Origin of the sequence: Lutimaribacter degradans, from assembly GCF_023703375.1 — a bacterium.
Lineage (GTDB): Bacteria > Pseudomonadota > Alphaproteobacteria > Rhodobacterales > Rhodobacteraceae > Lutimaribacter > Lutimaribacter degradans.
The window spans coordinates 93,564-107,676 of the sequence record NZ_JAMQGO010000005.1 but is presented as its reverse complement, the minus strand read 5'-3'; the positions used below and the strand labels follow the sequence as shown (position 1 = coordinate 107,676).

Below are 14,113 nucleotides of genomic sequence, written 5' to 3'. Positions count from 1 at the left end.
CGGGGCGTTGACGCAATTTTGCCACATTCGCCCGAAAACCCCGCGCAGACCGGGGTTTTCGGGGTCGCCACGCTGCGGCAACAGGCTGTTTCCACAAGCAGAACAACCGGCCAAGCTACTGATGGAAATTAGGTTTATTGGGCAAGGCTCCGACGGTTCGCCCCAAAAGCGAATGGTCACATTTCTGCCCCAATTCCCCCTTAACAGCGACATCAAGAGGGGCAACAGTCCCCTCAACCGAATGACAAGTTCGAGGCAGATCATGACCGGGACAGCCCAACCCCCTTGCCGGGGCCTGTCTATGCCTGAGCAGAGCAACGATTTTGCCCCCACCTGCGGCCTGGCCGGGGTGGCGCGGCAATGATGCGCCGCATCCTCGTTCCCGTCTGCCTCATGCTGAGCGCCTGCATGCCGGCCGCGCCCACCGAAACCGCAACCCGCGCGGCGCAGTTCGGCGAAAGCACGATGCCGCCGATGAAGACGTTCGCAGTGCCGCGTCCCAGCCTGCCGCAGCAATCGAATTCCGACATCGCGCGTGATTTCCTTGACCTGACCTTCATGCTGGAATCGGGTCGGCGCCTGCCGTATTTTTCGCGCTTCGAGGGACCAGTGTCGGTGCACGTCACGGGCACGCCGCCTGCCAACCTGCGGCTTGACCTCAATCGCCTGCTGTCGCGGCTGCGCAACGAGGCGGGCCTCGACATCCACCTGACCAACGCTGCCGAGGCCAACATCACGATCGAAGCCGTCAGCCGGGCCGAGATCAGGCGCAACCTGCCGCAAGCCGCGTGTTTCGTGGTGCCCAACATCTCCAAGCTGAGCGAGTATCGCAAGGCACGGCGCACGGGGCGCACCGATTGGGCGCAGGTGAAGGAGCGCAAGCGCCTGGCCATTTTCCTGCCATCCGACGCGGCGCCACAGGAAGTCAGGGATTGCCTGCACGAAGAGCTTGCGCAGGCGTTGGGCCCGCTCAACGATCTTTACCGACTGCCCGACAGCGTGTTCAACGACGACAACGTTCACACCGTGTTGACCGGCTTCGACATGATGATCCTGCGGCTTTACTATGCGCCCGAACTGCGCGCCGGCATGACGCGTAGCGAGGTCGCGGCCCGCCTGCCCGCGCTGCTGGCCCGCATCAACCCCGCCGGGCAGAACCTGTCTCCACGCCACGACGGCAACACGCCGCGCAGTTGGGTGTTGGCGATTCAGACAGCCCTTGGCCCGGGCACGGGACCGGCCGAACGCCGCCGCGCCGCCGAACAGGCGCTGCAAATCGCCCGCACCATGGGATGGAAAGATCACCGCATGGCCTTTTCGCACTATGCAATGGGCCGGTTGACGCAGCGGCTGGATGACGGCGTCGCACAGGAACATTTCATCGCGGCCGACCATTATTACTCGCTAACGCCCAATACCGCGCTGCACCGTGCTTACGTGGCCTCGCAACTGGCCGCCTACGCCCTTGCGCAAGGGCGCGGCGAAGACGCGCTGACGCTGGCAAGCCGGCATCTAGGCACCGCCGAGCGGTATGAAAACGCGGCCTTGCTGTCGACGCTGATGCTGTTGCGGGCCGAGGCGCTGGAACTCTTGGGCCGCAGCCGTGAGGCCATGACCGTCAGGCTGGACAGTCTGGGTTGGGCGCGATACGGGTTCGGCGCGGATTGGGCCGTTCATGCCAAGCTGCGCGAGGTTGCCGCGCTCAATCCGGTCAACGGACCTAGCTGAGGCTGACACGAGATGATCGTTTTGACAGGGGCGCTTCTGGGCGCGATTTTCGGGGCCGTCCTTGCGGCACGTCGCAAGGGCAGACCGCTGGATATCGCGCAATACGCGGCCGGTTTCGCGATCTTGTTCATGATCGTGGCCTTGTTCATCACCCTGTTCATTCACCGCGCCTCGTTGTGAGCGGGGACAGGGCTTTGGCTGTTGTCGTGCGCTGCGCACTGGCCTAAGTTCAGCGTATGTTTCTGCCGTTCTTCGAAAACCTCCGCAAATCCGGAATTCCCGTCACCCTGCGGGAATACCTCGCCTTTCTCGAGGCGATGAAATCGGGTCTCGTGACCTATGATGTCGAGGGGTTCTATTACCTTGCCCGAACCGCGATGGTGAAGGACGAGCGCAACCTCGACAAGTTCGACCGGGCCTTTGCCGCCACGTTCAAGGGGCTGGAAGACATCAAGCTGGGCGATGTGCTGAACGCAGTCGACATCCCCGCCGACTGGCTGGAAAAACTGGCCGAAAAGCACCTGAGCGCCGAAGAAAAGGCCGAGATAGAGGCCCTTGGCGGTTTCGACAAGCTGATGGAAACGCTGAAAGAGCGGCTGAAGGAACAGCAGGGCCGCCACCAGGGCGGCAACAAGTGGATCGGCACCGCCGGCACATCGCCCTTCGGCGCGCATGGCTACAATCCCGAGGGGGTTCGCATCGGGCAGGAGAAATCCCGCCACCAGCGCGCGGTCAAGGTCTGGGACAAGCGCGAATTTAAGAACCTCGACGACAGCATCGAGCTGGGCACGCGCAACATCAAGGTGGCGCTGAAGCGCCTGCGCCGCTGGGCCCGCGACGGTGCCCATGACGAGCTTGACCTGAATGGCACGATCCGCGCCACGGCCGAGCACGGGTACCTTGATGTCAAAACCCGCCCCGAACGTCGTAACGCCGTGAAGGTATTGCTGTTTCTCGATGTGGGCGGCAGCATGGACCCACATATCAAGGTGGTCGAAGAGCTGTTTTCCGCCGCCCGGGCCGAGTTCAAGCACCTCGAATATTACTATTTCCACAATTGCCTTTATGAAGGTGTCTGGCGCGACAATCGCCGCCGCTGGGATCAGCAGACCCCGACATGGGACGTGCTGCATACCTATGGCTCGGATTACAAGTGCATCTTCGTGGGCGATGCCAGCATGAGCCCTTATGAAATCGCCTATCCCGGTGGCGCCAACGAACACTGGAACGCCGAGGCCGGGCAGGTCTGGCTACAGCGTGCCCGCGCGCAATGGCCCGATCACATGTGGATCAACCCGGTGCCGGAAAAATACTGGGGCTACACCCATTCCATCGGCATGATCCGCGAAATCTTCGAAGATCGCATGGTACCCATGACCCTGGCGGGAATCGAACAGGGCATGAAAGAACTGACGCGCTAGGCGCCGCGCCGCGCCGTCATCACCCCTACCCGATTGATTCCGCCTAAAGCGTGGTCTGGAAAAGCCGCCCCGGCCCCCAGCCGCGCGCATCGACGCCGGCAAGTTGCAGCATGTGCCACAGCATCGCCTGGTTCGAACTGACAACCGGGCGGCCGGTTTCGGCTTCGACCGTGTCGATAATGCCAAAGGTGCGCAGGTTGGTGCAGCTTGCGAAAAAACCATCAGCCGCATCATTTTCTGCCAGCTTGTTCAGCATGTTGCGGGTCGAATCTTCGGTGATGCGCGCGACTGTGTAATCATCACCCTGGTCGAAACTGGCCTCGGCAACCGTGTCGATTCCCTGCTCGGCCAAGTAAGCGCGCATCGGCGCTGTCACGGTTTTCACATAGGGCGACCCATAGCCGACCCGGCCCACCCCAAGCGCCTTGAGCGCGGCGGTAACCGCCGTGATGGGGGTGCTGACCTTGACCCCTGGATGCGCCTTTCGGATCAGCGCGGCCACCCGGTCGGGGCCGATGATCGTCGAGGCGCTGGTGCAGCCATACCCGATCACGTCCAGCCCCCTGGGCAGCCGTTCGGCGGTGGCTGTCATCTGCTCGGCCATCATGGCCAGCTTTTCGGGCGTCACGTCGGCCTCGGCGGGGATGCGCGCGTGCAGTAGGCTAAGCGGGCGCCCGGCCAGAACCGTGCGGGCCTCGTTTTCAAGGCTTTCATCGGTCGACAGAACGATCAGCCCCAGCCGCAGCCCGTCGCCGAACCCGTGATCCAATTCATAAGGTTGTGCCATGTCCCAGCCCCTACCGTATCAACGCCCCAACACATCGTGTTTTGCGCGCCGTGGCAACCCATCGCTTGCCCTGCGCGCGCTGCTGCCCCATATCAGACCCATGTTGAAATTTGCCCCCATTCTTCTGGCGCTGGTTTATGGCCTGGTGATGTATCGCTTTTCGGTCTGGCGCACCCAGGCCGAACTGAGCGCGCGCTCGACCGAGTTGCTTGACCCGAAACTGGCCCCGATGCTTGACCGGATGGCGGCGGCATTGGAAATTCCACGCGTCAAGGTTCAGCTTTACGAGATCGAGCCGGTGAATGGCCTGGCCGCGCCGGATGGACGAATCTTCATCACACGCGGGTTTTACAACAAGTTTCGGCAAGGCGAGGTGACGGCCGAGGAAATGGCCAGCGTCATCGCGCACGAACTGGGTCACGTGGCTCTGGGCCATGCACGTCGACGGATGATCGACTTTTCCGGCCAGAACGCGCTGCGCACGGCGCTGGCGATGGTGCTGGCGCGATTTCTGCCGGGCATCGGTGTATGGATCGCCAACAGCCTTACCTCGCTGCTTGCTGCAAAACTGAGCCGCGGGGATGAATACGAGGCGGATGAATACGCCTCGGCGTTGCTGGTCAAGGCCGGGATCGGAACCGAGCCACAAAAGACCCTTTTTCACAAGCTCGACAAGCTGACCGATGCGCGCGCGGGCGTCATGCCCGCCTGGCTGATGTCGCACCCCCCCACCAAGGACCGTATCGCCGCGATCGAACGGCACGAGGCCGACTGGGGCCTGGGTGCACCGGACAAAACCTAGCCCGCCAGCGCCTTGCCCAGCCGCGGCAGGCGGGCCTTTTTCAAAAGGCGTCGAATATCCCAATCGTCGCCCGACAACCGACGGGCCTGTGCCAGGACCTGCGCACCCACATGCGCCACGAGGTCGGGCTGCGCTTGCCAGATTCCGTGCAGGAACCCGTCGGGGTCGGCGCGGCTCAGCCCCTCTTCGGCCAGTATGTTGCGGGGAAAATCGCCTGCGTTCAACGTCACGATCACATCGGCATGGCCCGCGATGGCGGCGGCCAGAACATGGGTGTCGGCCGGGTCGGGCAGCCACAGCCGGCTTTCCAGCGAAGGCGGGCACGTGACCGCCGCGCCCGGCCAGGCCGCCTGCACCAGCGCGATCTCAGCGCGCGCTTGCGGTTCGCCCTGCGGGCCGATCTTGCGGGCAGCGCGGGCCCATTCCTCGAGTATCCTGTCAGACCAGAGCGGGATGAACGCCCCCTGCCCCGCAACGCCCAGCAGCATCTCGCGTATCACCGTGGGATACAGCACGCAGGTATCCAGCAGCACCTTCATAGGCGATAGAACAGCGCCTTGAGGTAACCGCTTTCGGCCAGTTGTGGCATCAACGGGTGGTCGGCCCCGGCGAACCCGGTATGAATGATCTGCCCCGCGCGGCCCGCCCGCCCGATGCCGCGCGTGCAGGCAGTACGGAATTTGCCCAGGTCAGCGGCGTGCGAACACGAACACAGCCCCAGATAGCCCCCCGGCGCCACCAGCGGCGCGGCCAGGCGGGCGACGCGCTCGTAAGCGCGCAAACCGGCATCCAGCGCCTGTTTCGACGGAGCGAAAGCGGGTGGATCGCAGATCACCACATCGAACTGCGCGCCCTCGTCGCCCAGCGCGCTCAACACGTCGAACGCATCGCCGCGCCGCGTATCAAGTCGCTCGGCCACGCCGCCCGCCTGCGCACCGGCGCGGGCCAGTTGCAACGCCGGGTCCGACCCATCGACCGCCAACGCGCTTTGTGCGCCGCCTGCAAGGCAGGCCAGCGCAAAGCCGCCTACGTGGGAAAACACGTCCAGCACACGCGCGCCCTGCGCCAGGCGCGCGGCAAAGGCGTGGTTCGGGCGCTGGTCGAAAAACAACCCTGTTTTCTGCCCGCCGGTCAGGTCGGCCATATAGGTGGCACCGTTCATCGGGACCTGCACCGGCGCCTCGGGCGCCGCACCCAGCAGTATGGCGGCGTCCTCGTCCAACCCTTCCAGGGTGCGGGCACGGCCGCTGGCATTTTTCAATATAGTCGTCACGCCCGTCACATCGGCCAGGGCCTGTGCCAGGTCATCTATCATCACGTCGGCCCAGGCGGCATTGGGCTGGATCACGGCAGCATCGCCGAAACGGTCGATCACCACACCGGGCAGGCCGTCGGCCTCGGCATGGACCAGGCGATAGAAAGGCGTGTCGAACAACCGTTCACGCAGCGCCAGCGCGTGCTCCAACCGTGTAGCCAGCCATGCGCGGTCGATCACCGCGCCGGTGTCACGCTCCAGCACGCGGGCGAAAATGCGCGAATTCGGGTTCACCGCCACAAGCGCCAGCGGCGCGCGGTCGGCATCTTCCAGGATGGCGATTGTGCCCGCCGCAATATTCTTGGTGCGGCGATCGGTTACGATCTCGTTGTCGTAGACCCAGGGCGCGCCGTGGCGGATGGCGCGGGCATTGGCCTTGGGTTTCAGGCGGATCACGGGAAAAGAGGACGGCGTCATGCCGTCCTCTTACTGGTCATTCTTGTCAGGGGAAAGATCAGATCGGGTTGACCTCGAGCCCGGCCACCAGTTCGGTCACGCCCTTGGGCGCCGAGCCGGGCTGTTCAAGTTCCATACGGATCACGTTGGCCAGGTGCCGCGTGATGCGCAGTTTTTGCGTGACACCCTGCCGCTCGGCCGCGATGGCCCTGGAGCCGCCGAACCCCTTGAGGTCGGCACTGATTTCGCGCGGCGGCATGATCGCGAGGCCGGTCTCCGGATCGCGCAGGATCAGGTCGAACGTGATCGAGTGAACACCGCCGATGGTGTAGCGGGTTTTCTCGGTCAGGGCATGGAACCGCTTGACCACGATCTCGGCCACGACGGGCAGCGCGCCATCGACAGTTTCAACGGCCCGGCTCACGCTGGTGTTGAAGATGTCGGCGACCTGTGCGTGCCGATCTCCGATCGGATCTTCGCGCCAGACAATGTCGCCCATAGGGTAATAGGTGTTGGCCTCGCTTACCCGCAGCGAGCGTGGCACCTTGACGGTGTAGGATTGAACGGCCACCGATTGGACCGCGGCCGACGGGGCCTCGGCGGCAAGCGCGGCGGTGCTTTCCAGCGGCGCGTTCCGCGACGCGGTGTCGATGGATGTGCAGGCTGAAACGCTCAGGCCCAAGGCAAGTGCAGCGATGATGCGACGATGTTTCATACTCTTCCTCCTTCGGGCGTTCTGCCCGGGTCTGTTGCAGGCAAGATGACCGAGGATTGGGGCGAAACTGGGACCAAAGCCGTGCAATTGCGGGAAGATGCCATGGCATTCACACGGCGCATCGGTTGCGGCGTTATCGCTAACGCCTTATGCTTGGCCCATATCCAAGGGGGGACAGATGGCACTCAACGATACAGTGGCGCGCGTGACCGACCGTATTCGCACCCGCAGCCAGGCCCGCCGCGGCGAATACCTGTCACGGATGCGCCGCGCGGGCGATGACGGGCCGCAGCGCGCCCATCTGAGTTGCTCGAACCAGGCTCATGCCTATGCCGCCACCGGCCCCGACCAGCAGGCGCTGGCCACGGGCCGCGCGCCGCATCTTGGCATCGTGACCGCCTATAACGACATGCTATCGGCCCATCAGCCGTTCGAAACCTTTCCCGACGTGATCCGCGCCGCCGCACGCGATATCGGGGCGACGGCACAGGTGGCAGGCGGCGTTCCGGCCATGTGCGACGGGGTCACGCAAAGCCAACCGGGGATGGAGCTGTCGCTGTTTTCGCGCGACGTGATCGCGCTGGCCGCCGGCGTCGCGCTGTCGCACAACACCTTTGACGCCGCCGTCTACCTGGGCGTTTGCGACAAGATCGTGCCGGGGCTGGTGATCGCCGCGGCCACTTTCGGCCATGTGCCGAGCGTCTTCATGCCGGCAGGCCCGATGACCAGCGGCCTGCCGAACGAGGAAAAAGCCGAAGTGCGACGCAAATTCGCCGCCGGCGAGGTGGATCGCGCTACGCTGATGCGCGCCGAGATGGACAGCTATCACGGCCCTGGCACCTGTACGTTCTACGGCACGGCGAATTCCAACCAGATGTTGATGGAGTTCATGGGGCTGCATCTTCCCGGTGCGAGTTTCGTCAACCCGAACACGCCCATGCGCACGGCGCTGACCCGCGCTGCCGCGCAGCGGGCCTTGGCGATCACCGGGCTGGGCGAAGCCTATACGCCGGTCTGCGACGTTCTCGACGAACGCGCCTTCGTCAACGGGATCGTGGGGCTGATGGCCACCGGCGGGTCGACGAACCTTGTCATCCACCTGCCCGCGATGGCGCGCGCGGCCGGGATCGAGCTGCTGCCGCAGGATTTTGCTGATCTGTCCGCAGTGACGCCAATGCTGGCGCGGGTCTACCCCAACAGCCTGGCCGACGTGAACCATTTTCACGCGGCTGGTGGCTTGGGCTACCTGATCGGACAATTGCTGGAGGCCGGGCTGCTGCACGAAGACGTGCAAACCGTCGCCGGCATGGGCCTTGACCGCTATACACGGGAACCGAAACTGGACGGTGACGCCGTGGCATGGGGGCCGGGCACGGATCACAGCCTGAACGAAAAGATCCTGCGCCCCGCGGGTGACCCGTTCCAGCCAACCGGCGGCCTGACCTATCTGCATGGCAACCTTGGCGAAGGGATCATCAAGACCTCTGCCATTGCCGAAGAGACCCACGTGATCGAGGCCCCGGCCCGCGTTTTCGACTCGCAGGACGCGGTAAAGACAGCCTTTCAGGCCGGCGAGCTTGACAGGGACGTGGTCGTGGTGGTGCGGTTCCAGGGACCGCAGGCCAACGGAATGCCGGAATTGCACGGGCTGATGCCGCCCTTGGGCGTGGTGCAGGGGCGCGGGCACAAGGTGGCACTGGTAACCGACGGGCGCATGTCGGGCGCCAGCGGCAAGGTGCCCGCTGCCATCCATGTCGCGCCCGAGGCGGCGGCCGGCGGTCCGCTGGCGCGGCTGGCCGATGGTGACCTGGTGCGGCTGGACGCACAGGCCGGCACGCTGGAAGTGTTGACCGAGGGCGCGCTGAACCGCGCGCCCGCCACGCCCGACCTGTCTGCCAATACCCATGGCATCGGGCGCGAGCTGTTCGAGATCTTCCGCCGGAACGTCGGGCCTGCCAGCACCGGCGCGGGTGTCGTGGTCTGATGATGACACCCCGGCAGATCAGCGAAGCCACCGAAAGCCTGTGCCGCCATGCGCCGGTGATCCCGGTCCTGGTGGTCGACAGCGCCCACGAGGCCGCGCCGCTGGCCAAGGCCCTTGTGGCCGGGGGCCTGCCGGTGCTTGAGGTCACGTTGCGCACGCCTGCCGCACTGGATGCGATCACCGCAATGGCGCGCGTGCCGGGCGGCATCGTGGGCGCGGGCACCGTGCTGACACCTGAAGACGTGGCCGCCGCCAAGGCCGCGGGCGCCCGATTCGCCGTGTCACCAGGTGCGACCGACCGGCTGCTTGCGGCCTGCGAGGCAGCGGAACTGCCCTTGCTGCCCGGGGCCGCCACCGCGAGCGAGGCAATGGCCCTTCTGGAACGCGGTTATAGCGTGCAGAAATTCTTTCCAGCCGGTGCAATCGGCGGTGCAAAGGCGCTGAAAGCCATCGGCGCGCCACTGCCGCAGGTCCGATTTTGCCCGACAGGCGGGATCGGCCCCGAGAACGCGCCCGATTACCTGGCGCTGGACAACGTGCTGTGCGTCGGTGGCAGCTGGGTCGCGCCAAAGACCCTGGTCGCGGCAGGCGATTTCGATGCCATCACCGACCTGGCCCGTCAGGCTGCGGCGCTTTAGCTCTGGCCACCATCTCGCGGGCGGCTGCGCCACCCGCCCCGTCGCCGGGGGCGGTCCATCTTTTCCAGCCCCTCGCGCATGACCCGCGTCATCGGATGCGCGGGCGCATCCGGCCCGTAGCGGTCGATCAGGCTGGCCAGCGCGGTACGGCTGTCCTGCCCCTCGGGCAGGCTCAACGCCCAGTCAAGAAAGATCGTGCGACATTCCTCGGGCGTGATGCCTTCGATCCGGTAGGATTCGAAGATCAGCCCCTTCGGGTCCAGCGCATCACCCTTTTTCATTCCAGCCCCCTTGGCAGCCGCTCCAGCACCTTGTCCACAATCTGCCCGGCGCCCGCGGTGCAATCCGTCAACGCCCGTTCCAACGCCGCCAGATCATCGAACCCGGTTTCGCGCAACATCATGGCACATCCGCCCTCGCCGGTGGCATCGGGATCAAATGCCTTGTCGCTCAGCAGTTTTGACACGGCCTGCACCTTCCAGCACAGCGCATGCGCGGCATCCAGCGCGTTGATTTCGTCGTTTTCCAGCCATCCGGCTTCCGCCGCGCAGGCCAGCCCCGCCTCGACCGTGCGTTCGGTGCCTCCCCCCAGCAGGGCACCGGCCTGGGCCACCAGTTCGACATCCTGCAAACGCCCCTTGCCCAGCTTGGCATCCCAGGGCCCGGCGGGCGGCTTGGCGGCGGCGATGCGCGCGCGCATATCGCGCACATCCTTCAAAACCCCGGCCGCGTCGCGCGATACGGTCAGCGCCTCGCGGCGCACCTTTTCGACATCCTCGGCAACGCCCGTTTCGCCCGCCACCGGGCGCGCACGCGTCAGCGCAAGATGTTCCCACAGCCAGGCTTCGTTTTTCTGGTAGTTTTCAAAGGACGCCAGCGAAGTCGCCACCGGCCCCTGCGTGCCCGAGGGGCGCAGCCGCATGTCGATCTCGTACAGCCGCCCCTCGGCCATCTGCGCGGTCACCGCGGTCACCATCGCCTGCGTCAAGCGCGCGTAATAGGCCCGCGCCGCCAACGGCCGGCGCCCGTCTGAACTTTCGACCCCGGCCGCATCGTAGATGACGATCAGGTCCAGGTCGGAGGTGGCGTTCAGCCGCGCCGCGCCCATCGAGCCCATGCCCAGCACCATCGCGCCCCGCCCCGGCGGGGGCCCGTGCTTGATGGTGAACTGCGCCACGACGACCGGGTAAAGCGCGGCAAGACATGCCTCGGCCAGGTCGGCATACTGGCGCCCGGCAGTATCGGCGTCGATCAGCCCGCGCAGGTGATGCACGCCGATGCGGAAATGCCACTCCTTCGCCCAGCGGCGCACGGAGTCCAGCTTGCGCTCGTAATCGTCCTCGGGCGCGATGCGCGCAGCCAGTTCATCGCGCAGCGCCGCCATGCCGGGCCATTCGGCAAAGAAATCGCCCCCGATCACCGCGTCGAACACACCCGAGTTGCGCGACAGATGCGCGGCCAGCGCGGGCGACGTGCCGACGATATCCACCAGCAGGTCGATAAGCTGGGGGTTGGCCTCGAACAGCGAGAACAGTTGCACACCGGCAGGCAGACCGGCCAGGAACCCATCCAGCGCAAGCAACGCCTCGTCCGGTTTGGCAGTGCGGCCAAGACGGTCGAGAATATCGGGCCTGAGCCGGTCGAATATTTCCACCGCCCGCGCCGAACGCAACGCGGGATAGCTTTTCCAACGGTCAAGGATCTCGGGATTGAACGCATGGGCGGGCGGTTCGGCCTGGCTGGCCTGCGGATCGGGCGCGAAAAAGCTTTCGGTCACTTCATGCACCTCGGTCAGGCGGCGATGGATATCGGATTTCAACGCATCCGCTTGGCGCCCCATCAGGCAGGCCAGCCGCGCGAACCCGTCATCCGAGGTGGGCAGATCATGGGTCTGCGCATCGTTGATCATCTGCAACCGATGCTCGACCTCGCGATGGGCGACGTAGTGATCGGCCAGCACATCGGCGGCATGCCCGGGTATCCATTCCTTGCGGGCCAGAACCTCCAACCCGTCCAGCGTGCCGCGCACGCGCAAGTCCGGGTCGCGCCCGCCGGCGATCAATTGCCGCGTCTGGGTGAAGAACTCGATCTCGCGGATACCGCCGCGTCCCAGTTTCATGTTGTGGCCCGGCAAGGTGATAGGCCCGCCCAACCCCTTGTGTTCACGTATACGCAGGCGCATGTCATGGGCATCCTGGATGGCGGCGAAATCCAGGTGCTTGCGAAAGACAAAAGGTCTCAGCGTTTTGAGAAACTTCTCGCCGGCGTCGATGTCGCCAGCGCAGGCACGAGCCTTGATATATGCCGCGCGCTCCCAGGTTCTTCCCAGGCTTTCATAATAGGTTTCGGCTGCCGCCATCGACATGCAGACCGGCGTGACCGAGGGGTCGGGCCGCAGGCGCAGGTCGGTGCGAAAGACATAGCCCTCGGCGGTCATGTCGCTCAGCATCGCGGCCATCTTGCGGGTGGCACGCACGAAACTGGCGCGTGCCTCGTGCCAGTCATCTTCGTCAAAACGCGTTTCGTCGAACAGGCAAATGAGGTCGATATCCGAGCTGTAATTCAGTTCGCCCGCGCCCATCTTGCCCATGGCAAGCGCCACCATGCCACCGGCGCGGTCCAAATCGTCTTCGGTTGCACCGGGCAGTTTACCGCGGCGAATTTCATTACCCACGCAGGCCCGCATCGCGGCATGGGTGGCCAGGTCGGCCAATCGTGTCAGCGCGCCGGTGACCTGCATCAGCGGCCAGACTCCGGCCAGGTCGGCCAGCGCGGTCAGCAGTGCCACGCGGCGCTTGGCCTGTCGCAAAACATTTGCCACCACATCTGGCGCCGCGTCCTGCACGGCGGCAAACACCGCGTCCAGCGCGGCCTCGGGGTCATCCAGCGCACCGGGCAGCCACTCGGCCTCTTTCTCGGTCAGGGCCTTCAGGTAGGGCGCGCTGCCCCCGGCCCCTTCGACAAGCGTGGCAAGATCGCCCGACAGTTCCGGCACGGCGGCGCGCGCCTCGGCGCCGCGGTCGGGGTCATGGGGGATCGGCAGGCGGGTGATGCGGGATGTGAAACTCATGGCGGGAACAATGTGTTGAAGGCCGGGTGGCGTCAATCGCTCGTCTATGCGCGGCCACGCGCTTTTGTCAGGCACATGCCCACGGGGCCATATACTTGCGGGCTGGCAGAAAACGGTTTCAAACTTGGCGGGGATCGTGACACAAAACCCGTGTTCCACAGGAAAGGGCGAGAGATGAGCAAGAGCATGGCCCGCGTGCGCCGCGCGCTGGAAGAGGCAGGGATCACCCCCGACATTCGCGAAACCGATGGTGCGCGCACCGCGCAAGAGGCCGCCGATGCCGTGGGCTGCACGCTGGATCAGATCGCGAAATCCATCATCTTTCAGGGCCATGACAGCGGCCAATGCCTGTTGTTCCTGACGGCAGGCGGCAACCAGGTTGACGCGGCAAAGGCCGGAACGCTGGCCGGAGAAACGCTGGACCGTGCCGATGCGGCCGCCGTGCGGGCGCAAACGGGCTTTGCCATCGGCGGGGTCAGCCCGGTCGGACATCTGAACCCGATCCGCGCCTGGGCCGACCCCCGGCTGCTGGAATTCGACATCATTTGGGCCGCCGCTGGCACCCCGCGCCACGTATTCCCCCTGCACTCCGCCGACCTGGCCCGGTTGAGCGGCGCGCAGGTTGCCGATTTCACGGCCTGATGCCGACAATGTAAAAAAGATTTACATAAACCCTTGCACGGACGGCGGCGCGGTCCCATCTCCTTTGATGTGAACGGCATTTACATCACCTGAACGGAGAGAGACATGACAACCGCCGAAACCTGCACCCATGCGCTTTCGCGCCCCGCCAGTTGGCTGGCACGTGCCGAGACATGGCTGGATGACCGGGGCAAAGGCGCCTGGATTGCCGCCATGGTTCTGGGCTTCATCGTATTCTGGCCCATCGGCCTTGCCCTTCTTGCCTACATGATCTGGAGCAAACGCATGTTCGGAAAATCCTGCAGCCGCCACAACCCGATGACGCGCCACGCTTTCGGCGCGATGAAACCCAGCGGCAACACCGCGTTTGACGCCTACAAGGCCGACACGCTGCAACGACTCGAGGAAGAGCAGGAACAGTTCGAAACCTTCCTTCAACGCCTGCGCGCTGCCAGGGACAAGGCCGAGTTCGACCAGTTCATGGACGACCGCGCGAAAGAGGCCCGCCGCGCCCCCCGCGAAGACGCGCAGGGCGAATGATCTCCGCCGTTCCTGGCAACACCCCGGACAGGCCCGCCCTTGCGGGCCGTCCCATTGCTCTTCATTCTGGTGTCC

At 65.1% G+C, this 14,113-nt stretch carries 14 protein-coding genes; 8 read left to right on the top strand and 6 right to left on the bottom strand.

Annotated elements, in window-relative coordinates:
• Positions 1 to 363 precede the first annotated feature (363 nt).
• From M8744_RS09650 to M8744_RS09640, 3 genes are read left to right on the top strand one after another with little or no spacing between them, the layout of a single operon-like run.
• Positions 364 to 1,728: a DUF2927 domain-containing protein gene (locus M8744_RS09650; RefSeq protein WP_251414699.1), complete on the top strand. Its 1,365-nt coding sequence runs from the start codon at positions 364 to 366 to the stop codon at positions 1,726 to 1,728.
• Between the two features lie 12 nt (positions 1,729 to 1,740).
• Entirely contained in the window at positions 1,741 to 1,908 is a 168-nt protein-coding gene (locus M8744_RS09645; protein WP_251414201.1) for a hypothetical protein, read from the top strand.
• 56 nt (positions 1,909 to 1,964) lie between these two features.
• Positions 1,965 to 3,149 (top strand): vWA domain-containing protein, encoded by a 1,185-nt coding sequence (locus M8744_RS09640; RefSeq protein ID WP_251414198.1) that lies wholly within the window; start codon positions 1,965 to 1,967, stop codon positions 3,147 to 3,149.
• 43 nt (positions 3,150 to 3,192) lie between these two features.
• On the opposite strand, the gene M8744_RS09635 is transcribed toward M8744_RS09640, so the two are convergent.
• A complete protein-coding gene (locus M8744_RS09635) occupies positions 3,193 to 3,936 on the bottom strand; it encodes a maleate cis-trans isomerase family protein (protein WP_251414195.1) in 744 nt (247 codons plus the stop codon).
• Between the two features lie 100 nt (positions 3,937 to 4,036).
• Here M8744_RS09635 and M8744_RS09630 point away from each other — a divergent pair, with 100 nt between their 5' ends.
• A complete protein-coding gene (locus M8744_RS09630; RefSeq protein WP_251414190.1) occupies positions 4,037 to 4,738 on the top strand; it encodes a M48 family metallopeptidase in 702 nt (233 codons plus the stop codon).
• On the opposite strand, the gene M8744_RS09625 is transcribed toward M8744_RS09630, so the two are convergent.
• From M8744_RS09625 to M8744_RS09615, 3 genes are read right to left on the bottom strand one after another with little or no spacing between them, the layout of a single operon-like run.
• Positions 4,735 to 5,277 (bottom strand): RSP_2648 family PIN domain-containing protein, encoded by a 543-nt coding sequence (locus M8744_RS09625; protein WP_251414187.1) that lies wholly within the window; start codon positions 5,275 to 5,277, stop codon positions 4,735 to 4,737. The genes M8744_RS09630 and M8744_RS09625 overlap by 4 nt on opposite strands.
• The gene (locus M8744_RS09620) at positions 5,274 to 6,470 is read right to left on the bottom strand and encodes an RSP_2647 family RNA methyltransferase (RefSeq protein ID WP_251414184.1); all 1,197 of its coding nucleotides are present in this window, start codon (positions 6,468 to 6,470) and stop codon (positions 5,274 to 5,276) included. Before M8744_RS09620 ends, M8744_RS09625 begins: the two co-directional genes overlap by 4 nt.
• A gap of 37 nt (positions 6,471 to 6,507) precedes the next feature.
• The gene (locus M8744_RS09615; protein WP_251414181.1) at positions 6,508 to 7,164 is read right to left on the bottom strand and encodes a DUF6778 family protein; all 657 of its coding nucleotides are present in this window, start codon (positions 7,162 to 7,164) and stop codon (positions 6,508 to 6,510) included.
• 178 nt (positions 7,165 to 7,342) lie between these two features.
• On the opposite strand from M8744_RS09615, the gene edd reads away from it, so the two are divergent.
• On the top strand, positions 7,343 to 9,148 hold the full coding sequence (gene edd / locus M8744_RS09610; protein WP_251414178.1) for a phosphogluconate dehydratase: 1,806 nt from the start codon (positions 7,343 to 7,345) through the stop codon (positions 9,146 to 9,148).
• A 2-nt stretch (positions 9,149 to 9,150) separates the two neighbouring features.
• Positions 9,151 to 9,786, top strand: a complete 636-nt coding sequence (gene eda / locus M8744_RS09605) for a bifunctional 4-hydroxy-2-oxoglutarate aldolase/2-dehydro-3-deoxy-phosphogluconate aldolase (protein WP_251414697.1) — start codon at positions 9,151 to 9,153, stop codon at positions 9,784 to 9,786.
• On the opposite strand, the gene M8744_RS09600 is transcribed toward eda, so the two are convergent.
• Together M8744_RS09600 and glnE are read right to left on the bottom strand one after the other, a co-directional pair.
• Positions 9,783 to 10,067 carry a hypothetical protein gene (locus M8744_RS09600; protein WP_251414163.1) on the bottom strand — a complete coding sequence of 95 codons (285 nt, stop codon included), beginning with the start codon at positions 10,065 to 10,067 and terminating at the stop codon, positions 9,783 to 9,785. The two genes, eda and M8744_RS09600, sit on opposite strands and share 4 nt — an antisense overlap.
• Positions 10,064 to 12,856 carry a bifunctional [glutamate--ammonia ligase]-adenylyl-L-tyrosine phosphorylase/[glutamate--ammonia-ligase] adenylyltransferase gene (gene glnE, locus M8744_RS09595; RefSeq protein WP_251414160.1) on the bottom strand — a complete coding sequence of 931 codons (2,793 nt, stop codon included), beginning with the start codon at positions 12,854 to 12,856 and terminating at the stop codon, positions 10,064 to 10,066. Before glnE ends, M8744_RS09600 begins: the two co-directional genes overlap by 4 nt.
• 174 nt (positions 12,857 to 13,030) lie before the next feature.
• Here glnE and M8744_RS09590 point away from each other — a divergent pair, with 174 nt between their 5' ends.
• The gene (locus M8744_RS09590) at positions 13,031 to 13,498 is read left to right on the top strand and encodes a YbaK/EbsC family protein (protein ID WP_251414157.1); all 468 of its coding nucleotides are present in this window, start codon (positions 13,031 to 13,033) and stop codon (positions 13,496 to 13,498) included.
• A 105-nt stretch (positions 13,499 to 13,603) separates the two neighbouring features.
• The gene (locus M8744_RS09585; protein WP_251414155.1) at positions 13,604 to 14,038 is read left to right on the top strand and encodes a DUF2852 domain-containing protein; all 435 of its coding nucleotides are present in this window, start codon (positions 13,604 to 13,606) and stop codon (positions 14,036 to 14,038) included.
• The last annotated feature ends 75 nt before the right edge of the window (positions 14,039 to 14,113 follow it).